The sequence below is a fragment of the Phenylobacterium sp. LjRoot225 genome, assembly GCF_964252855.1.
In the GTDB taxonomy this organism is placed as follows: domain Bacteria; phylum Pseudomonadota; class Alphaproteobacteria; order Caulobacterales; family Caulobacteraceae; genus Phenylobacterium.
In genome coordinates this window covers 510,597-531,254 of record NZ_CAXUPL020000002.1, presented here as the reverse complement: position 1 = coordinate 531,254, position 20,658 = coordinate 510,597, and the positions used below count along the sequence as shown (strand labels likewise).

The following is a 20,658-nucleotide window of genomic DNA, read 5'->3' as shown; positions in this document are numbered from 1 at the left end:
CGTTCGCGCCTCCTCGGGGGGCCGTGCTTAAGCGGCTGAGAGGCGGGTAAGCCCGCGACCCGTCGAACCTGATCCGGGTCATGCCGGCGAAGGGAAGGAAGCGCGTTTTCCATCCTCGCCACAGATCCGCTTTTGACTGAGCGAGGCCGCGCGTCATGAACAAGCCCACCGGAAATCTCGAAGCCGCCGCGATTCCGACCGGCGAACGGCCCGGATCGAAGAAGGTCTATCAGCCCGGCGTGCTGTGGCCCGACATCCGCGTCCCGTTCCGCGAAGTCGCCGTGCATCCGAGCGCGAATGAGCCGGCCCTGACGCTGTACGACCCTTCGGGGCCCTACACCGATCCGACCGTGACCATCGACATCGACAAGGGCCTGTCGCGCACCCGCGAGCCCTGGGTGGTCTCCCGCGGCGACGTCGAGATCGTCGAGAACCCACGCGAGGTGAAGCCCGAGGACAATGGCTTCGCCAAGGGCGAGCACCTGGCGCCGCTGTTCACCGCGCCGCGCCGCGTCTACCGCGCCAAGGCCGGCGCCAACGTCACCCAGCTCGAATACGCCCGTCGCGGGATCATCACCCCGGAGATGGAATACGTCGCCATTCGCGAGAACCTGCGCCGCCAGCAAGGCGACGCCTTCATCCGCGACGGCGAGGATTTCGGCGCCGAGATCCCGGACTTCTGCACGCCTGAGTTCGTGCGCGACGAGATCGCCCGCGGCCGCGCCATCATCCCGGCCAACATCAATCACACCGAGCTCGAGCCGATGATCATCGGCCGCAACTTCCTGGTGAAGATCAACGCCAACATCGGCAACTCGGCGGTCCTGTCCCACGTCTCCGACGAGGTGGATAAGATGGTGTGGTCCATCCGCTGCGGCGCCGACACGGTCATGGACCTGTCCACCGGCCGCAACATCCACAACATCCGTGACTGGATCGTCCGCAACAGCCCCGCGCCGATCGGCACGGTGCCGATCTACCAGGCGCTGGAAAAGGTGAACGGCGTCGCCGAGGACCTGACCTGGGAGGTCTTCCGCGACACCCTGATCGAACAGGCCGAGCAGGGCGTCGACTACTTCACCATCCACGCCGGCGTGCGGCTGGCCTATGTGCCGCTCACCGCCTCGCGCGTCACCGGGATCGTGTCACGCGGCGGCTCGATCATGGCCAAGTGGTGCCTGGCGCACCATAAGGAGAACTTCCTCTACGAGCACTTCGAAGACATCTGCGAGATCATGAAGGCGTACGACGTGTCGTTCAGCCTTGGCGACGGCCTGCGTCCGGGCTGTATCGCCGACGCCAACGACGCGGCGCAGTTCGGCGAGTTGGAGACGCTGGGCGAGCTCACCCAGATCGCCTGGAAACACAATGTGCAGGTGATGATCGAAGGGCCCGGCCACGTGCCGATGCACAAGATCAAGGCCAACATGGACAAGCAGCTCAAGGTCTGTGGCGAGGCCCCCTTCTACACCTTGGGCCCGCTCACGACGGACGTGGCGCCCGGCTACGACCACATCACCTCGGCGATCGGGGCGGCGATGATCGGCTGGTTCGGCACGGCGATGCTTTGCTACGTCACCCCGAAGGAGCACCTGGGGCTGCCGAACCGGGACGACGTGAAGGTGGGCGTGATGACCTACAAGCTCGCCGCCCACGCCGCCGACCTCGCCAAGGGGCATCCGACCGCCCGGGCTTGGGACGACGCCATCTCCCGCGCGCGGTTCGAGTTCCGCTGGGAGGACCAGTTCAACCTCGGCATCGATCCGGAGACGGCGCGCCTGTACCACGACGAGACCCTGCCGAAGGAGGCGATGAAGACCGCCCACTTCTGCTCGATGTGCGGTCCGAAGTTCTGCTCGATGAAGATCAGCCAGGACATCCGCGAGGCGGCCCGTTCGCAGAACGACGTGGCCCCGCAGGAGCTTGCCGCCAACCTCGACGAGATGGCGCGGAAGTTCCGCGAGTCGGGCGGGGAGATCCTGGTTCCGGTGCCGCCGGGCGGCTGATTTCCCGCTTTTGATCACCGGGCGATCACCTCGTGAACGCCAAGACGATATTTCGTGTTTGCGAAAAAAAACCTAGGGCGCCTTCCAGCGCTTTTGGTGTACGGGACCGCTGCTTTCGCGCGCCCGAGGGGCCGAGATATTTTCGATTTTAAGGGGAAGACTATGAAGTTCCGTCTCACCGCAGTGCTCATGGCTGTCGCCGCTGGCGCGATCGCCACCAGCGCGCTGGCTGAACCGGTTGTCGCCAAGCTGCAGGCTCCCGGCAAGAGCGCGGCGAAGCCTGTCGCCGGCGGCGCGGTGTTCGAATGCCTCGGTGACGTCTGCGCCGCGCGCGCCCCGTCGGCGGACACCGCCTCGCTCCGCGGTTGCAAGGATCTCGCCCGTCAGATGGGTCCGGTCAGCAGCTTCGGCCCCGCGTCCAAGCAGCTGTCGGCCGAGCAGATCACCAGCTGCAACGCATCGGCGAAGAAGTAGGTCTGCGCCACGGGGCCGCTGAGGCGGCCCCTCCTGGTTACAAGCCTGAAAAACAAGAACGCCCGCGCGAGCGGGCGTTCTTTTTTGTTTCGGAGACGACATGAGCGGCGGTCGACCGCCGCTCTCGCCGTCCTAGTCGCGGCGCGACGGGTTCCCGGCGGGCGCCTTCGCCGGCCAGATGCGGATCACAACCGCCACGGTCACCGAGCCCAGCACGGCGGCGGCCGCGCCCGCCCACTGTACGGGCGTCATGCCGAGCGAGGCGTAGTGGCCGGCCATGGCGCCTGAGGCGAAGACCATGATGGCCGATCCCCATTCGGCGGCTTCCTTGGACGAAATCATGGTGGCGGCGCTCCCTGTGGCGGGTCAGTTGGCGACGTGAGGGTGAGACTTAACCTCCTAACCGTTTCCACAGCATCGCGCTATGCGGCGCGGACGCGCAGTCGCGGATTTCTGTTGCGGTGCATCATAGGTTTTTACGATCCAAATCGCTGGAACAATCGATTTGATGCTTAAGGGTCCGGCGGGGCATAGATCTCTCCGTCCTCGGGACCGGGTCATGCCGGGCGCGGGGTTTTCCAGATGGACAGCCATCTGCACGGAGGAACGATCATGGCGGACGGAACTCGCGGCCAAGGCGGCTCGCACAACGCCCAGGAGCCCGGCCGGTCGGCGCCGCTGACCAACCGCCAGGGCCACCCGGTCTACGACAACCAGAACACCCGCTCGGTCGGCGACCGCGGACCGCTGGTTCTGGAGGACTATCAGTTCCTCGAGAAGATCGGCCACTTCGACCGTGAGCGGATTCCCGAGCGCGTGGTCCATGCCCGCGGCGCGGCGGCGCACGGCTGGTTCGAAGCCTACGGGACGGCCGGCGACGCGCCGGTGTCGAACTACACGCGCGCCCAGCTGTTCCAGGAGAAGGGCAAGCGCACGCCGGTCTTCATCCGCTTCTCGACGGTGGTTCACGGCGGCCATTCGCCGGAGACCCTGCGCGACCCGCGCGGTTTCGCCCTCAAGTTCTACACCGAGGCGGGCAACTGGGACCTGGTCGGCAACAACCTGAAGGTCTTCTTCATCCGCGACCCGATCAAGTTCCCGGACATGGTCCATGCCTTCAAGCCGGACCCGGTGCACAACCGCCAGGATCCGAACCGGGTGTTCGACTTCCTGAGCCTGACGCCCGAGGCGACCCATATGGTCACCTGGGTCTTCTCGCCCTGGGGCATCCCCGCCGACTACCGTCACATGCAGGGCTCGGGGGTGAACACCTATAAGCTGGTGGACGCCGAGGGGCGGACGCAGCTGGTGAAGTTCCACTTCCAGCCCAAGGAGGGGGTGAAGAACCTGACCTCCGAGCAGGCCGCGGAAATCCAGGGGCGCGACTTCAACCACGCCACCGGCGACCTCTATGACGCCATTGCCCGGGGCGACTTTCCGGAATGGGAGATGTCCATCCAGGTGATGAGCGACGATGAGCACTCCGAGCTCGACTGGGATCCGCTGGACCCGACCAAGCTGTGGCCGGAAGACCAGTTCCCGTTGCTGCCGGTCGGCCGCATCGTCCTGGATCGCAACCCGGTGAACTATCACGCCGAGGTGGAGCAGGTGGCGTTCGGAACCGGCGTGCTCGTCGACGGGATCGACTTCTCGGACGACAAGCTGCTGCAGGGGCGGACCTTCGCCTATTCCGACACCCAGCGGCATCGGGTCGGGCCGAACTATCTGCAGCTGCCGATCAACGCGCCGCGCTGTCCCTACGCGACCAACCAGTCGGGCGGTCAGATGGACTTCCGCGGCTCGGAGGCGGCGGCCAGGGGCGCCAATCCGCACGTCAACTACGAGCCCTCCAGCCGCAACGGCCTGACCCAACAGGCGCCTGCCGGCCCGCCGCCGCGTCCCTACGTGGCCGGCCATGTCGGCCGCCAGCCGCTCAGCCGGCCGAACAACTTCGCCCAGGCCGGCGAGCGTTACCGCGCCTTCGAGCCCTGGGAGCGGGACGAGCTGGTGAAGAACCTGGTCGACGCCCTGTCGCAGTGCAACCGCGACATCCAGGAACGGATGGTCGGCCATTTCACCGCCGCGGACGCTGAGTACGGCCAGCGGGTGGCGGACGGCCTGGGCCTGCCGGCGCGCGCGGCGGCCGAATAGGCGTCTCGGGCGTTGGGAGGGGCGGGGCTATGCTCCCGCCTCTCTCTCCATCTGCTGAAAGGACGACCCATGATCCGCAAGGCCAATGCGGTTTGGAAGGGCGACGGCCGGAACGGGACCGGCGCGCTCACCACCCAGTCCGGGGTGCTCTCGGACAATCCCTACGGCTTCAAGACGCGCTTCGAGAATGAGCCGGGAACCAACCCCGAAGAGCTGATCGCGGCGGCCCACGCCGGCTGCTTCAGCATGGCGCTGGCCTTCGGCCTGCAGGCGGCCGGTTTCACCGCCGACGAGATCCACACCGAAGCCGCCGTGACCCTCGATCCCGACGGCGACGGCTTCAAGATCAGCCGCTCAGCGCTCACGCTCCGGGCGAAGATCCCGGGGATCGACGGGGCGAAGTTCCAGGAGCTGGCGCACGGGGCGGAGAAGAACTGCCCGGTGTCCAAGGTGCTCAACGCCGAGATCACCCTCGAGGCCCAGCTGATCGCCAGCTGAGGGCGCGACGTCGGACAAGGCGAAAGGGCGGCCCCCGATGGGAGCCGCCCTTCTCATTTGGCCTCGGCTGAGCGACGGCGCGCGATCTAAGGCGTGACCGTCGGGTCGCTCGACAGCGCCGGATCGGCCGGCGCCGGGGCGGCCGGTTGTGGCGTGACGGCGCTCGGCGCGCTCGTCACCGGCGCCGTCGGGGCGACCGGGCTGACGGGGACCGAATCCATCGCGGACGCCATCGCCGGTGCGGGCGTTGGGGCCGGCGTCGAGATCATCGGCGCGGTGGCGCCGGCGTTCACCCCGGCGTCCAGGGCGCTGTTGCTCTCCGCCGGACGGACCCGCGGCGTCGGCGCGCGTGCAGCGACCGTGGTCGTGCGGCTCCGCTGTGTCACGGCAGGCGTCGAGGCGCGCGTGGTGGTGGTCTTGGCGGTCTCACGCGTGGTCGAGGCCGTCTGAGTCGCCGGGGGCGCGGCCGCGGCCAGCGGACTCACGCTCGGCGGCGCAGCGGTGTTCAGGGGCGCCGTGATGACGGGCGCAGTGTTCAGGGCGGCCTGGCTGGTGGCCGTGGCGCCGGGCGTCAGCTCCGCCACGCCGGCGTTGCGCGGTTGGCTTGCATACCAGCCGATGGCGCCGGCTGCGACGACCGCGGCCAAGCCGGCGGCGATCGCCCCGGTCGGGACGCCGCGGCGGCGCGTGGCCGTCCGCTCGGCGGCGGACTGGGGCGCATAGACGGCCTCGCTTGGCTCCGCGGCGGTGATCGCCGGATCGCGGGCTGCGCGGCTCGAGGCGTCGCGGCGGCCGCGACGCTTCTTGACATCGCGGTCCCACAGCGGGGTCGGCGCGAACATGACGCCGTCGTTCTGAAGGGGGACGCCCCCCTCGGGGCTGCTGAAGTCCACAGGCATTTTGTGTCTCTCCCAAATAGTGTTGGGCAGTCAAACGGCTCACTGCGCCGGAGGTTCCGAATGGTGTGCAGGCAAGCGGGGCCATTTCCGACTTTAGGTCCGCAAGAGAGGCGGAATTATATTCCTGATAATACTATAGAAAACTATCAGGCAATTTTCGGTATCTCAGCCGGCGTTGGATGATCTCCGTGGGTGGCAAATTCCCCTGTGGCGCGACTGGGGAAAACTTCTTCGCCGCCTGTCCGGGGCCTTCAGGTCCGATGCGCCCCGCGACCGCCTGGCGCTTGACCCGGCGAGCGACGCGCCGCCAAGCTCCTGATCCAAGTCGGAGGAGAGGATGCGCCTGCAGGCAAGGCTCCAGCGCGAGTGGCGTTTTCTGCGTGGTCTGAGCCGGACGCTCTCGCGCGTGAAGTCGATAGAGCCCGGCTCCGACAACCTGCTCTGCGACGATCTCGAAGCCGCCGTCGCCAAGTGGCGCGGCCGGCCGGCGCTCACCTTCGAGGGCCGGACGCTGACCTATGGCGAGCTCGACGCCCTGGCCAACCGGTTCGCCCACTGGGGGAAGAGCCTCAATCTGCGGCGCGGCCAGACGGTCGCGCTGTTCATGCCCAACCGCATTGAATACTTCGCCATCTGGTACGGCCTGTCGAAGATCGGCGTGGTCACGGCGCTGATCAACAACCAGCTGGCGGGCCTGCCGCTGGCCCACTGCCTGAACATCTCCGGCGCGAGCCACGTGGTGCTCGATCCCGAGACGGCGATGGTTTTCGACGCCGCCCGTCCGTTGCTGGACAGGCCGCTGCCGCAGTGGGTGCTGGGGCCGGCGCACGGCGAGCAGCGCGACCTCGTGCAGGCGCTGAAGAGCTGCAGCCAGCTGCCCCCGGACCGGCGGGTGCGCGAGGATCTGAGGGCCCGCGACACCCTGCTGCTGATCTTCACCTCCGGCACCACGGGCATGCCCAAGGCGGCGCGGATCACCAACGTCCGCGGCCAGCTCTACATGCGCGGCTTCGCCGGCTCGACCAATGCGCGGGAGAGCGACCGGATCTATGTCGCCCTGCCGCTCTATCACGCCACCGGCGGCCTCTGCGCCCTGGGGGCGGCCCTGCTGAACGGCGGGTCGGTGGTGCTCAAGCGGCGCTTCTCCGCCAGCCACTTCTGGGAGGAGGTGGCGGCCGAAGGCTGCACCATGTTCGTCTATATCGGCGAGCTTTGCCGCTACCTGGTGAACCAGCCGCCGAGCGACCAGGAGGGCCGGCACAAGCTGCGGATGGCGTTCGGCAACGGATTGCGGCCGGACATCTGGCCGGTGATGAAGCAGCGTTTCCGCATTCCCGAGATCCTGGAGTTCTACGGCTCGACGGAAGGCAACGTCAGCCTGTTCAACTTCGACGGCCGGGAAGGCGCGGTCGGCCGCGCGCCGAAGTGGCTGCGCAGCCGCTTCAACGTGCGCGTCATCCAGTTCGACGTGGAGGCGGAGAAGCCGGTTCGCGGTACAAACGGCTTCTGCGTCGAGGCCGGGCCCGGCCAGGTCGGCGAGTGCATCGGCCAAATCGGCGGCGGCGCGCGCACCGAGTACACCGGCTATGTCGACAAGGCCGCCTCGGAAAAGAAGGTCCTGCACGACGTCTTCGAGAAGGGCGACGCCTGGTTCGCCACCGGCGACCTGATGCGCATGGACGCCGACGGCTATCTCTATTTCGTTGACCGGATCGGCGACACCTTCCGATGGAAGGGCGAGAACGTCTCGACCAACGAGGTGGCCGAACGCCTGCAGGCGGCCCCTGGCGTCCTGCAGGCCAATGTCTACGGCGTGGCGGTGGAGGGGGCCGAGGGTCGCGCCGGCATGGCCGCCCTGGTGGTCGACGAGAACTTCGACATCAACGCCTTCGGCGGTCATGTCGCACATGAGCTGCCGTCCTTCTCGCAGCCCTTGTTCGTGCGGATCGCGCCGGCCATCGAGACCACCGGCACCTTCAAGGTGCGCAAGATGGATCTCGTCGCCGACGGCTACGATCCGGCCAAGGTGCGGGGGCCGCTGTTCTTCCACGACCCCAAGCGCGGCTATGTGAAGATCACCAAGGCCCTCTACGACAAGATCGCCGCCGGCCTGTTGAAGGTCTGACTGCTCTCAGGGCGCGGCTCTCAGGACCGTGCGACGTGCTCGGGTTTGCCCTTGCGCTTGGTCGAGGCCATTTCCTCGAGTTCCGCCTCGCTCATGGATTCAGCCATGTGCTTGGACGGTTCGCGGGCCTTGGATTTCGGCGTCTCGCCACGCTTGATGGAGAGTGCGGCGCCGGCCGCCTTCTGCTGGGACTTGGACTTGGCGGGCATGAGGGGGCTCCTCTCTTCGCCCCCACCAACGACGAACGCCCCGAACAGTTTCACGGCCTCGTCACGGCGAGGCGCGGAGGCTCAGGCCGAGGCTCGCGAGCCGAACGACCCGCCGCGCTCCGAGGCATGGACGTGCCAGCCGAGCAGCACGGTCAGGGCGACGATGGTCCAGAGGAAGGACACCAGCACCGCCGCCAGCGGCGCCACGATCGCGGCGGCGATCCAGCCGACGTAGAGGCCGGTCATCCCGAAGGACGAGATCGCCCCGGCCCAGCACAGGGCGAAGGCCGTGGCGGCGGCGCCCCAGATGAAGGTCCGCCGTAACTTCACGAAGTCCATGAGACTCAAGCCTCCGAAGTCCGCAGCTAAATTAGCCGCCGCCCGCGACGCTTTTGTGTCCCGGCCCGGCGTCGCCATGCCTCCGTCTCACCTCGACCGGCTCGCGCTGGCGGGTAGTCAGCTTGTTCCGTTTCGATCTATTGGCCTTCTCAGGTTCCGGGGCGGAGGTGGCGGTGGCGTCCAGCCGAAGATTAGGCGTGAAGAGCTCGAAGACCCGAAATCTTCTGATTGAGGCCGCCGACCTGCTGCTGACCGAGGAGGGCTATCACGCCATCAGCGCGCGGCGCGTGGCCGAGCGGGCCGGGCTGAAGCCGCAACTCGTTCACTACTATTTCCAGACCATGGACGAGCTGATCGTCGCGGTGTTTCAGCGCGCCTGCGAACAGGACTTCGAACAGCATGAGCGCGCGCTGTCCGACCCCCAGCCGTTGAAGGCGCTGTGGCGGCTGCACGCCAACCGATCCGACACCAAACGCATGATGGAGTTCATCGCCATCGGCAGCCACCGCGAAACCTTGCGCGCGGAAATTGCGCGGGCGGCGGAGCGTTTCCGCAACCTTCAGGCCGCCGCCGTGGCGAAGGCCCTGGACAATCGCGGCATCGACGCGGCGGCCTGTCCTCCAGGCGCCATGGTGCTGCTGATGGCGGCGATCTCGCGGGCGCTGGTGATGGAGACGGAGTTGGGCGTCAACGTCGCCCACGCCGAGCTTCGCAGCATGGTCGAGACCTTCCTCGACTACCTCGAACCCACCGCCGGCGCGGCGTCCGAGTAGCCGCGCCGCGCGCTCGGCGACGGGGGCGGTGCAGGCAGCCTCTTGACCGCCGGCAAAATGCTGAGAAGGTGTACAGCATTGGACCGCACCCCTCGCGGCACGTTCTGCAGGGCAGCATCGCGGGCCGCGTGGACGAGGAAGCGTCGTGAGCGTCGAGAGCGAACAAGCCGAGCAAGGCGACCCGATCGCCTCCGCGGCGCAACGGGCGCGCGCCCGGCCGGCCATTTCAAGAACATGGCGTCGGGCGCTGACCTGGCGCGAACGCCAGGGAGAAGCCAGTTGTCATCCGCTCCAAGCTACAAGGTCCTGATCTTCCTGAAGCGCCGGCCCGGCATGAGCGTGGCCGACTTCCGCGCCTACTACGAAGAGAACCACGCCAAGCTCTGCGCCGGCTATATGGTCGGCGCCCAGCGCTATCAGCGCCGCTATATCGAGCCGATGGTCGATGCGCGGACGGGCGTCGCCGACGAGCTGCCGTTCGACGTCATCACCGAGCTCTGGTTCGACGACCCGGCCATCTTCAAGCAGGTCGTCGCCATCTCGGAGCGCGGAGAGCTGCCGCCGGAAATCCTCGAGGATGAATATCGGCTGTTCGATCGGACGAAGAGCCGCTTCGTCACGCTCGTGGAATGTGAAACCGACCTCGCCGCCGTCGGCGCGGCGAACACGTAAGGGGGCGAGGCATGTCTCTGAAGGGCAGGACGGCGGTGGTGACGGGCGCCGGCAGCGGACTGGGGCGCGCCTGCGCGGTCCAGCTGGCGCGCGACGGCGCAGCGGTCGCCGTCTGGGATCTGAACGCCGAGGGCGCCGGCGAAACCGTCCGCACCATCGAGGCCGAGGGCGGCCGGGCGGTCGCCTATGTCGGAGACGCCGCCGACCGGGCGGCGATTGAGCAGACCCTCGCTCGCATCCGCGCCGATCTGGGTCCGGTGCTGGTCCTGGTCAACAACGCCGGAATCACCGGCTTCAAGCCGTTCCTCGAGATCACCCCCGAGGAGCTTGAGCGGATCTACCGGATCAACCTCATGGGTCCGTTCTTCCTGACCCAGGCCGTGATCCCCGACATGCTGGCGGCCGGCTGGGGCCGGATCGTCAACATCTCGTCCTCGTCCGCCCAGACCGGCGCCGTCGGCATGGCGCATTATTCCTCCTCGAAGGGCGGGATCATCGCGCTCACCAAGACGCTGGCGCAGGAGTTCGCGGCGCGCGGGATCACCGTCAACAACATCCCGCCCGGCTTCATCGACACGCCGATGACCCGGGCCTCGCCGATCGACGTGGACGAGATCGCCGCCATCTCGCCGATGAAGCGCGCCGGCCAGCCCGAGGACATCGCCGCGGCCTGCTCGTTCCTGGCCTCGGAAGCGGCCGGCTACATCACCGGCCAGACCTTCGGGGTGAATGGCGGCCGCGTCATCTACTGAAGGCGCCATGCACCGCACCACCATCGTCGGAGTGGAGGCGGTGACCTAGGCCCGCGTCAGGCGAAGGTGTTAGCGGTTTCGCGTCGCCTTCGCCGCCTCGAAGCCGGGCTCGAAGCCGCAGCGCGGACGACTGTGTCGATCCCGCATCGCGGCGAGATATTCGGAATTGCGAACCCGAATCGTCGCAAAAGACGTTTGACCCCTCAGAAAAACACGCGCCTATTTCCGCGCTGTAATAGGGGCGCGCCTCAGACGCCTCGTCTGAAAGACTGTTAGTTGCAGGGGAGACGAAGCATTCAGACCGAGAGTTGCGGTTGCGACTCAGCCCAGCGGTCTTTTGGCCTTCGTCGCCGCGCCCGAGAGCCGGCGCGCTGCGACAGGCCCTCCGTGGGAACGGGTCGAATACACACTCACTCAGGCGAGGCTTTGATTGACGTGCGGCCGGGTGAGCGGCGGTCGCCGATGTCACCCGGCCGCGTCGGTTTGGCTTCGCAAGACGACGACCGAGGGCACAAGCCCCCGGCGCAAGACAAAACAACCATGCCAGGGAGGAACAGATGAAAACAAACCTCGGAAGAGCTGCGCTCTATTTGACGACGGCCGCGGCGGCGCTCTGCGGCGGGGCCCCTGCGTTTGCGCAGGACACTGGCGGGACTTTGGGCGAGGTCGTCGTGACCGCCCGGCGGGTGCAGGAGCGCCTGCAGGACGTCCCGATCTCGATCACGGTGTTCAACCAGGAACAGCTCACCCAGCGGAACATCGTCAGCCCAACCGACCTTGCGGCCTACACGCCGTCGCTGACGACCAACCAGCGGTTCGGTTCGGAAAAGAGCTCCTTCGTCATCCGCGGCTTCACCCAGGAGGCGGGCACGTCTCCGTCGGTCGGGGTCTATTTCGCGGACGTGGTGGTCCCGCGCGCCCAGGGCGGAACCACGTCCGGCAACACCGCCATGCCGGGCGCCTTCTTCGACCTGCAGAACGTGCAGGTGCTGAAAGGGCCCCAGGGCACGCTGTTCGGGCGTAACACCACGGGCGGCGCGGTGATCCTGGTGCCGCAGAAGCCGACCGACCGCTTCGAAGGCTATGTCGAAGGCTCGGCGGGCAACTACGACATGTGGCGCACGCAGGCCGTCGTGAACGTGCCGCTGGCGGAAACCCTTCGCGTGCGGCTCGGCGTCGACCGGATGCAGCGCGAAGGCTACATGAAGAACCAATCCGGCATCGGGCCGAAAGACTACAACGACACCAACTACTGGGCCGCACGTTTCAGCATCGTCGCGGATCTGGCGGAGAACCTCGAGAACTATACGATATTCAGCTACAACAACTCGTTCTCACACGGCTACGCCCCGCGCCTCCTGGCGTGTCGGCAAACCGGCGGCGTGGGCGCCGCCGCTCTCCTGGGCCCGCTCGCCTGCGGCCAGATCGCCCGGCAGGCGGCGCGCGGCGACGGCATGCGCGATGTCGAGATCAACAACCCCAAGCCGCTCATCGACCTGCGTCAAGTCCAGGGCATCAACACCACGACCTGGAACGTGAGCGACACCCTCACGATCAAGAACATCGTGAGCTATGCGGAATTCCAGGAGCGCTCCAGCTTCAGCCTGAACGGCGAAAATTTCGTGTTCGCCGGCCGGCCGTTCAACTACATCCTGCTCAATCCGGCTCCGACCGGGGCCCAGGCGGCCCAGTCCACCTTCACCGAGGAGCTCCAGTTCCAGGGGCGAACCCCCGATGACAAGCTGGTCTGGCAGGCCGGCGCCTATCTCGAGATCAGCAATCCGACCGGCTGGAGCCAAGGCAACACGGCGATCCTGCTCAGCTGCACGGACATCCGGGCGGTGCAGTGCCTCAATCCGACGGGCGGCGGTCAGATCTCGGCGTCAAAGACCGAGACCTACTTCAACAACAAGGGTTTCTACGCCCAGGGCAGCTACAAGCTGACCGACCAGCTGAGCCTGACGGCCGGCATCCGCTACACCATCGACAAGACCCGGGGCGTCAGCGAGAACACCCGGATTCGGGTCCGGCCGGGCGCTGTCGGCGGCTTCCAGGACATCGTCTGCAACGACACCCTGCGCTTCAACGTGCCGGACGGCCCGGATGCGGGGAGCTCGCCGGATCCGCTGGTGGTCGGCGACACGTCAGCGTGCCACTTCCAGATCAAGACGAAGTCGAAAAAGCCCACGTGGCTGCTCGGCCTCGATTACAAGCCGACCGACGACGTCCTGCTCTACGCCAAATGGTCCCGCGGCTACCGCCAGGGCGGGATCAACATGACCAACGTCGGCCTCGAAGCCTGGGGGCCGGAGAAGGTCAATACCTATGAGGGGGGCGCGAAGACCTCCTGGGCGGCAGGGCCGGTGCGCGGCGTCTTCAACGTCTCCGGCTTCTACAATGACTTCACCGATCAGCAGATCACGGCCAACCTGATCGCCAAGCCCGAGAGCGGACTCGCCGGCGGCGCGGCCATCGTCAACGCCGGCAAGTCGCGCATCTGGGGCGCCGAGGTCGATGCGTCCTTCCGGTACGAGCGCTTCACCCTCGATCTCGGGTACGCCTATCTCAACACGACGTTGAAGGCGATCTCGCTTCCGACCTTGCCCGCCGACAGTCCGTTTTCGCAGATCATCGCAACGGCTCAGGTGGGCGGGGACCTGTCGTTCTCGCCCAAGAACCGCGTAACCGCCTCCGCCAGCTACAGGCTGCCGCTCGCCGAGGACCTGGGCGACATCTCCGTCGGAGCGACCTTCGTACACACCGACAAGCAGAATGCGACGGGCGCCGCGGCGTCTCCGCTCTACCGCCTGCCGGCGACCGACCTGCTCAATCTCAATCTGGACTGGAAGAACGTCACAGGGCGGCCGATCGACGTCTCGCTCTTCGCGACCAATGTGACGAACGAGATCTATCCGGTGGGGGTGCTCAGCTCCTTCAATTCGGCCGGCTTCGAGGGGGTGCTGATCGGGCCGCCGCGGATGTACGGCGTCCGTCTGCGGTACCGCTTCGGCGCCTGACCGATCGGTCGCCGGCGCGCGCCTGTCGGCGCGCGCCGGTCGCCGATCAGCGACCCTTCCACGCCGGCGGGCGCTTCTCGGCGAAGGCCTGGGCGCCTTCGGCCCGATCCTCGCTGGCGGCCTGGGCGGCGAAGTAGGGATAGGTCGCCTGGTTCTGCAGCGCGGTCGCCAGGTCCGGCTCGTCGAGGCTGCGCATAATGGTTTGCTTGGAGGCCGCCACCGCCAGCGGCGCACCCTTCAGGATGTCCTCGCACCAGCGCTCGGTCGCCGCCGCAAGCTCGCCCGGCGCCGCCACCTCGTTGACGAGCCCCAGGCGCAGGCCGTCGGCGGCGCTGATCCGGCGCGAGCTGAGCGCCAGGCCCATGGCCTGCTTCAGACCGATCTGCCGCTGCAGCCGATGCAGGCCGCCGCCGAGCGCCACCGTGCCGACCAGCGGCTCGGGCAGGCCGAAGCTGGCGGTCTCCGCGGCGATGATCAGGTCGCAGGCGAGCGCCAGCTCGAAGCCGCCGCCCAGCGCCAGGCCGTTGACCGCGGCGATCACCGGCTTGGCCAGGTCGAACCGCTCAATCAAGCCGGCGTAGCCGTTCTTCGGATAGGGACGGACCTGGCCGGCCGCCATCGCCTTCAGGTCGCTGCCGGCGCAGAAGGCCTTCTCGCCGGCCCCGGTGACCACGCAGACCCGCTGGCCGTCGTCCGTCGCGAAGTCGTCGAACGCCGCCTGCAGCTCGTGGTGCATGTCCGGCGTGATGCTGTTCATCGCCTGGGGGCGGTTGAGGGTGACCGTCGTCACCCCGCCGTGGCGCTCGACCGTGATGAAGTCCATGGCCGGCATGTTTCCCGCCAAGCGACAGGGGCGGCAAGGGCGTCTGCGCCCGCAGTCTAGCCGAGGCGCCCACGGGAGCTTGAGCGCCGACCTGGGCGGCTAGGCGGTTAGCTCTTTCGCTCGAGCCTCGGGAGCACCTTTTCGGTGAACAGCTCCAAGGTTTTCCAGCCGATCTCCGGGCGGATGCCGCCCTGCAAGGGAAGCAGCGCGATCGGCCGCGTTCTGGCCAGCTCCACGGCCTGGTCGGGCGTGACCACCTGAACCAGGGCGCCGGACGCTCGGATCGCCTCGATCGAGTCGACGCCGTGCACCGGCGAAGAGGAGGTCTCCGCGGAGCTGCTGAACTCCGCATAGCTCTTGAAATAGTAGAGCAGGTTGTCGCCGATCTCCGCCCAGCCCTTCTCCACGTCCTCGAACACGTGGACGGCCGTGGCGAGCCGCTGGATGGGTCCGGGCTCGCGGCCGAGGTCCCGGCACGCCTGCTCGTAGACCGGGATCAGCGCGTCCGACATGGGATAGAAGCCCAGGCCCAGGCGCGCCGCGCGCTTCGCCGAGGCCGGCACGCCGCCGCCGACATAGATCTTGGACAGCCCGCTCGGCGGCAGCGGGCGGACGAACACCGGGCGATCACCCGCCATGAAGCGCTCGCCGCTCAGCGCCCGGGTGATGATCTCCAGCCCCTCGTCCATTCGCCGGGCGCGGTCGTGCAGCGACACGCCGAACGCCGCGAATTCGCGCTCCACATAGCCGGCGGCGAGGATCACGCGGATGCGGCCGCCGCTGATCAGGTCGGCCACCGCGATCTGCTCGGCCACCTCCACGGGATCGTGCAGCGGAAGGATGACCGCGCCGAGCTGGATCGCGATGCGCTCGGTCCGCGCCGCGACGGCGCAGGCCATCAGGAAGGGCGCGGGCAGGTAACCGTCCTCGACGCCGTGGTGCTCCTGAAGATCGACGGCGTCGAGGCCCTTGGCGTCTGCGTAGGCCGCCATCTCCAGGGCCGTCGCATAGACGTCGGAGGCTGGCGCGCCGAAGTCCGGCGCCCGCAGGTCGAAGGTGATGTTGATCTGGCTCATCTGGCCGCCCCCGGACTGTCGGGCGCAGCTTGCGGCAGACCTCGCGACCCTGTCTACGGCGCCCCGTCCCCCTCTCGCCGCTTTACGGCGAGGTGCAAGACGCGACGCCTGCCGGATCTACGCCAGCGCGACCTCGAAGGAAGGTTCGGTCTTGGCCTTGATCTCCTCGACCGCCACGCCGGGCGCCAGCTCGACCAGGGTCAGCGGACGCTTGCCGCGATCGACCTGGAAGACGCCGAGATCGGTGACCACCATGTCCACCACGCCCTGGCCGGTCAGCGGCAGGGAGCAGGCGTTGACCAGCTTGGGCGCGCCGGACTTCTCAACATGCTCCATGACCACGACCACGCGCTTGACGCCGGCCACCAGGTCCATGGCGCCGCCCATGCCCTTCACCATCTTGCCCGGCACCATCCAGTTGGCGAGGTCGCCGTTGGCGGCCACCTGCATGGCGCCCAGGATGGAGAGGTCGATGTGCCCGCCGCGGATCATGGCGAAGCTGTCGGCCGAGCTGAAATAGGAGGAGCTGGGAAGCTCGGTGATGGTCTGCTTGCCGGCGTTGATCAGGTCGGCGTCCGCCTCGCCCTCGTAGGGGAAGGGGCCCATGCCCAGCATGCCGTTCTCGCTCTGCAGCGTCACGGTCACGCCCGGGGCGATGTAGTTGGCCACCAGCGTCGGGATGCCGATGCCGAGGTTCACATAGAAGCCGTCGCGCAGTTCGGTCGCCGCGCGCGCGGCCATCTCGTCACGAGTCCAGCCTTTTTGATCTTGGGGCATCAGACATTCTCTCCGACGGTGGTTTCGCGGGGCCGCGTGGTCACGCGCTCGATCCGCTTTTCGAAGACGGCGCCCTTCAGGATGCGATCGACATAGATGCCCGGCGTGTGGATCTGGTCGGCGTCGAGCGCGCCCACCTCGACGATCTCTTCGGCCTCGACCACGGTGGTCTTGCCGGCGGTGGCCATCATCGGATTGAAGTTCCGGGCGGTCTTTCGGTAGATCAGGTTGCCGGCCGTGTCGCCCTTCCAAGCCTTGACGATGGAGAGGTCGGCGGTGAGGCCGCGCTCCATGACGTAGAGCTCGCCGTCGAACTCGCGGACTTCCTTGCCCTCGGCCACCAGGGTGCCGACCCCGGTCTTGGTGAAGAAGGCCGGGACGCCGGCGCCGCCGGCGCGGATGCGTTCGGCCAGCGTGCCTTGCGGGTTGAATTCCAGCTCCAGCTCGCCCGACAGGTAGAGCTTCTCGAACAGCTTGTTCTCGCCGACGTAGCTGGAGATCATCTTCTTGATCTGGCCGCCGGCCAGCAAAATTCCCAAGCCGAAGTCGTCGATCCCGCAGTTGTTGGAGATGACCGTCAGCTGTTTGACTCCGCTCTGGCGGATCGCCGCGATCAGATTCTCCGGGATGCCGCACAGGCCGAACCCGCCGGACATGATGGTCATGCCGTCGAACAACAGGCCTGATAGGGCCTCGACGGCGTTGGCCTGAACCTTACCTGTCACCACTTGGCTCCTTACCCTGGCCTCGCGCCCTGGTGCGTCGCAATATCAGGGCGGATGGCGCAAGGAAACGCCCAGGGCGAGACCGTGATGCGTTTTCAACCCGGCCGCCGCAGACGCGCGCCGAAAAAGGGAAGGAGATGACCATCAAGGATCGCAGCTACCAGCTCGCCCGGGCCTACTTCGACGCCGTCAGCCAGGGCGACTTGCCGGACGACCTGCTCACGCCGGACATGACCGGCTGGATCACCACCGGCGGCGCCATGGACAAGGCGCGCTACCAGGATCTGGTCCGGCTGCTGGCGGCGATGTGCGCAGGTCCCCTGACCTTCACCATCCATTCGCTGACGGCGGACGAGGACCGGGTCGTGGCCGAGGCTGACTCCGAGGGCCTGCTCATCAACGGAGAGACCTACCGTAACACCTACGTCTTCGTCTTCCGCATCCGCGACGACCGGATCGCCTCGGTGGCCGAGCACTACAACCCCCTCGTCGCACAGGAGAAGCTGGTCCCCCTGATGAAGGACGCCGCAGCCAGGATCGCCGGTTAGAGGGAGGCGCTGATCCCGGACTAGCGGGCGGCCAGGACGACGCCCAGCAGGACCGCGGCCCAGTGGGTGGCGGCCGCGGCCACCACATGGCCGTGCCAGATAGCTCGATAGAATTTCAGCCGCTTGTTGACGTAGAAGATGACGCCCGTGGAATAGACGATGCCGCCGGCCAGCAGCAGCACCAGCGCATACCAGGCGAGATGATCGATCATCGGCTTCAGCGCCACCACCACCAGCCAGCCGAGCGCGAGATAGACGGCGATCCAGAACTTCCGGTCCACATGTTTCAGCACCAGCTTGCCGAGCGCGCCCAGGGCCGCAATCGACCAGACCGCCGTCGTCATCCCCCAGCCCCATGCGCCCGGCAGGCTCAGGGTGAAGGGCGTGTACGAGCCGGCGATCATCAGGAAGATGCCGGCGTGGTCGAGCCGTCGGAGCGCCGGGCGGTACCGCGCCTGGGCGAAATTGTAGGCGGTCGAGAAGCCAAGCATCGCCAGCAGCCCTGCCGCATAGACCGACACGCCGACCACGCGACTGATCGAGCCGGCCTTCACCGCCAAGGTCAACAGCACGATCCCGCCGACGAGGGCGAGGGTGAGGCCGACGATGTGCACCACCAGGTCGGCGCACTTTGCAGCCGCGGTGGGGTAGTGGGGCGGAGGCTTCATTGCGGGCAGGTCCATGTGGGCGCCTTGGCAAGCTAGCAACCTATCATGTCAGCCTTGAGGTGTTCGTCCAAACAGCCGGGCCCCGGCGCGCTCAGGCCTCATTGGTGAAGATGATGGTGCCGGCGGCGCTGAACATGCCGCCGACGCCGTGGCAGACCGAGATCTTCGCGTCGGGGACCTGCGCCGGCGCCGTCCCGCGCATCTGCCGGACGCTCTCCTGCAGGGCGTACATGCCGTACATGCCCGAGTGCATGTAGGAGAGGCCGCCGCCGTTGGTGTTCATCGGCAGCACGCCGCCCTTCTTGCCTTCCGAGGGGGGCGAGGTGCGTCGCTCCCGGAAGAAGTCTTTCGCCTCGCCGCGCCCGCAGAACCCGAGGTCCTCGAGGCCGTAGAGCGGCAGGTGCGCGAAGGCGTCATAGATCATCAGGTGGTCGACGTCGGCGTGGCTGACGCCGGCAGACTCGAAGGCCGCCTGGCCGGAGACCCGGAAGGCGCGGGAGCTGGTGAAGTCCTCCATCATGCTGATCATCGGCGGTTCGCAGCTTTCCCCGCTGCCCATGACGTAGACGGGCTTGGTCGGAAAATCGCGGGCCCGCTCGGCGCTCGTCACGATCAGGGCGCCGCCGCCGTCCGTCACCAGGCAGCACATCAGCTTGCGATAGGGCCAGGCGATCATCGGGGAGTTCAGGACATCGTCGACAGTGATCGGCTCCCGGGCGAAGGCGCGAGGGTTCAGGGCCGCCCACTCGCGCTGGACCACGGCCACCCGGGCGAGATCCTCCACCGTGGCGCCATAGGTCTTGAGGTAGCGGAGCACTGGAACGGTGAACATGGTGGCCGGGATGCTCACGCCATACGGCGCCTCGAACTGGCCCGATGGGCTCGCCGGCGCCCGGGCGTACTGCGGCGCCGCGATTTGCGATCGGCCGGATTCGCCGTGGGTGATCAGCACCGTGGTGCAATAGCCGGCAGCGATGGCCGCTGCGGCGTGGCGCAGATGCAGCATGAAGGAGCAGCCGCCGACGCTGGTCCCGTCCACCCACTTTGGTGTAACGCCCAGGTAGGCGGCGGTGGTGACCGGGCTTTCGCCGGTCGTGGCGATCCCGTCGATGTCCTTCGGCGTCAGACCGGCGTCGGCCATGGCGTTGAGCGCCGCATCCAGGTGCAGGCCGAGGTTCGAGACGTCCGGGATGACGCCGAGCCTGGTGGTTTCGGCGGCGCCGACCACGGCGATGGAATTGGGCTTCATGGCCTCAATCCCTCCGCCGGCTGGAAGAGCGGGAGCGATATCTCGTCGTTCTGTTTCTCGAAGACGACCTGGAGCGGCATGTCGAGCAGCAGGGCCTCCGGCGTCTGCGGGCAGCCGACCACATTGGTCATCATCCGCGGGCCCTCGGCGAGCGTCACGACGGCGATCGAGTGGGGATCGGGGCCCATGCCCGGCCGGGGCCGATGGTTGATGACATAGGAGTAGAGCGTCGCCTTTCCGCTCGCGGCATAGACCTCGACGTCCCGGCTTGCGCACTGCGGACAGAACGGACGCGGCGGGAAGTAGGACGTCGCGCACGTGCGGCATCGCTGCAGACGCAGTTCGCCGGCCTTGCAGCCGTCCCAGAAGTGCTGGGTCTCCGGCGTCGGCTGGGGCAGGGCTCTTTGCATGGAGCTCATCTGTCCTGGGGCGCCGAGCTGCGCAGGCGGGCGGCGACGGCGTCCAGTCCACGTCGCAGATGGGCGGACCGGCGGAGCCCACGGCTGGGAGTGGAGCATCGCCCGAGCCACAGGCTGATGGACATGCATGCGCAGAGCCAAACAACCTCAGGCGCGGAGAGCGATCGGCTTCTCAGGCTTGAGGCGAACAGCGCCAGCCAAGGCAGGCACCCTGCGACCACGGGCCGGGCGACGGCCCAGCAACGCCGAGCCTCCTCATTCGGCAACCGCAAGGGTGACGTGAGGCGGCGTAGTCGCAAGACGCTAGGCCCAGGAAAAGACATCATTTCCCTCGCTCCGACGGCCTCGATGCGAGCCCGTCTGTGATTGTCGCGCCCGGGATCTCCGGACGCTCCTGACGTCGAACGCCTGCTTGGGCCTCAGCAAGCTTGGACGAGCGCCTCGCCCCGATGTGGACT

At 67.4% G+C, this 20,658-nt stretch carries 21 protein-coding genes and 1 riboswitch; of the genes, 10 read left to right on the top strand and 11 right to left on the bottom strand.

Features of this window, described 5'->3' with window-relative positions:
* Positions 1-4 precede the first annotated feature (4 nt).
* A riboswitch (TPP riboswitch) is annotated at positions 5-112 on the top strand.
* Positions 113-155: 43 nt separating this feature from the next.
* Positions 156-2,006, top strand: a complete 1,851-nt coding sequence (thiC, locus tag ACSQ2B_RS12705; protein ID WP_436050303.1) for a phosphomethylpyrimidine synthase ThiC — start codon at positions 156-158, stop codon at positions 2,004-2,006.
* Positions 2,007-2,168: 162 nt separating this feature from the next.
* Positions 2,169-2,480 carry a CC_3452 family protein gene (locus ACSQ2B_RS12700; RefSeq protein ID WP_436050301.1) on the top strand — a complete coding sequence of 104 codons (312 nt, stop codon included), beginning with the start codon at positions 2,169-2,171 and terminating at the stop codon, positions 2,478-2,480.
* A gap of 132 nt (positions 2,481-2,612) precedes the next feature.
* On the opposite strand, the gene ACSQ2B_RS12695 is transcribed toward ACSQ2B_RS12700, so the two are convergent.
* Positions 2,613-2,822: a hypothetical protein gene (locus ACSQ2B_RS12695; RefSeq protein WP_436050299.1), complete on the bottom strand. Its 210-nt coding sequence runs from the start codon at positions 2,820-2,822 to the stop codon at positions 2,613-2,615.
* A 270-nt stretch (positions 2,823-3,092) separates the two neighbouring features.
* Here ACSQ2B_RS12695 and ACSQ2B_RS12690 point away from each other — a divergent pair, with 270 nt between their 5' ends.
* Positions 3,093-4,631 (top strand): catalase, encoded by a 1,539-nt coding sequence (locus tag ACSQ2B_RS12690; RefSeq protein ID WP_436050298.1) that lies wholly within the window; start codon positions 3,093-3,095, stop codon positions 4,629-4,631.
* 69 nt (positions 4,632-4,700) lie between these two features.
* Positions 4,701-5,129 (top strand): OsmC family protein, encoded by a 429-nt coding sequence (locus ACSQ2B_RS12685; RefSeq protein WP_436050296.1) that lies wholly within the window; start codon positions 4,701-4,703, stop codon positions 5,127-5,129.
* Between the two features lie 86 nt (positions 5,130-5,215).
* Here ACSQ2B_RS12685 and ACSQ2B_RS12680 read toward each other — a convergent pair whose 3' ends face one another.
* Positions 5,216-6,028 (bottom strand): hypothetical protein, encoded by an 813-nt coding sequence (locus ACSQ2B_RS12680; protein WP_436050294.1) that lies wholly within the window; start codon positions 6,026-6,028, stop codon positions 5,216-5,218.
* Between the two features lie 337 nt (positions 6,029-6,365).
* Between ACSQ2B_RS12680 and ACSQ2B_RS12675 the strand changes: the two genes are divergently transcribed.
* Positions 6,366-8,153, top strand: a complete 1,788-nt coding sequence (locus ACSQ2B_RS12675) for a long-chain-acyl-CoA synthetase (RefSeq protein ID WP_436050292.1) — start codon at positions 6,366-6,368, stop codon at positions 8,151-8,153.
* Positions 8,154-8,173: 20 nt separating this feature from the next.
* On the opposite strand, the gene ACSQ2B_RS12670 is transcribed toward ACSQ2B_RS12675, so the two are convergent.
* A complete protein-coding gene (locus ACSQ2B_RS12670) occupies positions 8,174-8,362 on the bottom strand; it encodes a DUF3008 family protein (protein ID WP_436050290.1) in 189 nt (62 codons plus the stop codon).
* Positions 8,363-8,443: 81 nt separating this feature from the next.
* The gene (locus ACSQ2B_RS12665; protein WP_436050288.1) at positions 8,444-8,701 is read right to left on the bottom strand and encodes a hypothetical protein; all 258 of its coding nucleotides are present in this window, start codon (positions 8,699-8,701) and stop codon (positions 8,444-8,446) included.
* 197 nt (positions 8,702-8,898) lie between these two features.
* Here ACSQ2B_RS12665 and ACSQ2B_RS12660 point away from each other — a divergent pair, with 197 nt between their 5' ends.
* From ACSQ2B_RS12660 to ACSQ2B_RS12645, 4 genes are all read left to right on the top strand, one after another.
* Positions 8,899-9,474: a TetR/AcrR family transcriptional regulator gene (locus ACSQ2B_RS12660; protein WP_436050286.1), complete on the top strand. Its 576-nt coding sequence runs from the start codon at positions 8,899-8,901 to the stop codon at positions 9,472-9,474.
* Positions 9,475-9,753: 279 nt separating this feature from the next.
* Positions 9,754-10,146, top strand: a complete 393-nt coding sequence (locus tag ACSQ2B_RS12655) for an EthD domain-containing protein (protein ID WP_436050285.1) — start codon at positions 9,754-9,756, stop codon at positions 10,144-10,146.
* An 11-nt stretch (positions 10,147-10,157) separates the two neighbouring features.
* Positions 10,158-10,898, top strand: a complete 741-nt coding sequence (locus ACSQ2B_RS12650) for an SDR family NAD(P)-dependent oxidoreductase (RefSeq protein WP_436050284.1) — start codon at positions 10,158-10,160, stop codon at positions 10,896-10,898.
* Positions 10,899-11,455: 557 nt separating this feature from the next.
* Positions 11,456-13,915 (top strand): TonB-dependent receptor, encoded by a 2,460-nt coding sequence (locus ACSQ2B_RS12645; RefSeq protein WP_436050282.1) that lies wholly within the window; start codon positions 11,456-11,458, stop codon positions 13,913-13,915.
* A 46-nt stretch (positions 13,916-13,961) separates the two neighbouring features.
* On the opposite strand, the gene ACSQ2B_RS12640 is transcribed toward ACSQ2B_RS12645, so the two are convergent.
* From ACSQ2B_RS12640 to ACSQ2B_RS12625, 4 genes are all read right to left on the bottom strand, one after another.
* Positions 13,962-14,747, bottom strand: a complete 786-nt coding sequence (locus ACSQ2B_RS12640; RefSeq protein WP_436050280.1) for an enoyl-CoA hydratase-related protein — start codon at positions 14,745-14,747, stop codon at positions 13,962-13,964.
* Positions 14,748-14,845: 98 nt separating this feature from the next.
* The gene (locus tag ACSQ2B_RS12635) at positions 14,846-15,814 is read right to left on the bottom strand and encodes an LLM class flavin-dependent oxidoreductase (protein ID WP_436050278.1); all 969 of its coding nucleotides are present in this window, start codon (positions 15,812-15,814) and stop codon (positions 14,846-14,848) included.
* 117 nt (positions 15,815-15,931) lie between these two features.
* The gene (locus ACSQ2B_RS12630) at positions 15,932-16,591 is read right to left on the bottom strand and encodes a 3-oxoacid CoA-transferase subunit B (RefSeq protein ID WP_436050276.1); all 660 of its coding nucleotides are present in this window, start codon (positions 16,589-16,591) and stop codon (positions 15,932-15,934) included.
* Complete coding sequence (locus tag ACSQ2B_RS12625) at positions 16,591-17,316, bottom strand: CoA transferase subunit A (protein ID WP_436050275.1); 726 nt, start codon at positions 17,314-17,316, stop codon at positions 16,591-16,593. Before ACSQ2B_RS12625 ends, ACSQ2B_RS12630 begins: the two co-directional genes overlap by 1 nt.
* Before the next feature lie 137 nt (positions 17,317-17,453).
* Here ACSQ2B_RS12625 and ACSQ2B_RS12620 point away from each other — a divergent pair, with 137 nt between their 5' ends.
* Complete coding sequence (locus ACSQ2B_RS12620; RefSeq protein WP_436050274.1) at positions 17,454-17,864, top strand: nuclear transport factor 2 family protein; 411 nt, start codon at positions 17,454-17,456, stop codon at positions 17,862-17,864.
* Between the two features lie 20 nt (positions 17,865-17,884).
* Here ACSQ2B_RS12620 and trhA read toward each other — a convergent pair whose 3' ends face one another.
* The 3 genes from trhA to ACSQ2B_RS12605 form a co-directional block, all read right to left on the bottom strand.
* Complete coding sequence (gene trhA / locus ACSQ2B_RS12615) at positions 17,885-18,547, bottom strand: PAQR family membrane homeostasis protein TrhA (protein ID WP_436050272.1); 663 nt, start codon at positions 18,545-18,547, stop codon at positions 17,885-17,887.
* Positions 18,548-18,623: 76 nt separating this feature from the next.
* Positions 18,624-19,781: a thiolase C-terminal domain-containing protein gene (locus ACSQ2B_RS12610; protein WP_436050271.1), complete on the bottom strand. Its 1,158-nt coding sequence runs from the start codon at positions 19,779-19,781 to the stop codon at positions 18,624-18,626.
* Positions 19,778-20,191 carry a Zn-ribbon domain-containing OB-fold protein gene (locus ACSQ2B_RS12605; protein ID WP_436050270.1) on the bottom strand — a complete coding sequence of 138 codons (414 nt, stop codon included), beginning with the start codon at positions 20,189-20,191 and terminating at the stop codon, positions 19,778-19,780. Before ACSQ2B_RS12605 ends, ACSQ2B_RS12610 begins: the two co-directional genes overlap by 4 nt.
* Positions 20,192-20,658 lie beyond the last annotated feature (467 nt).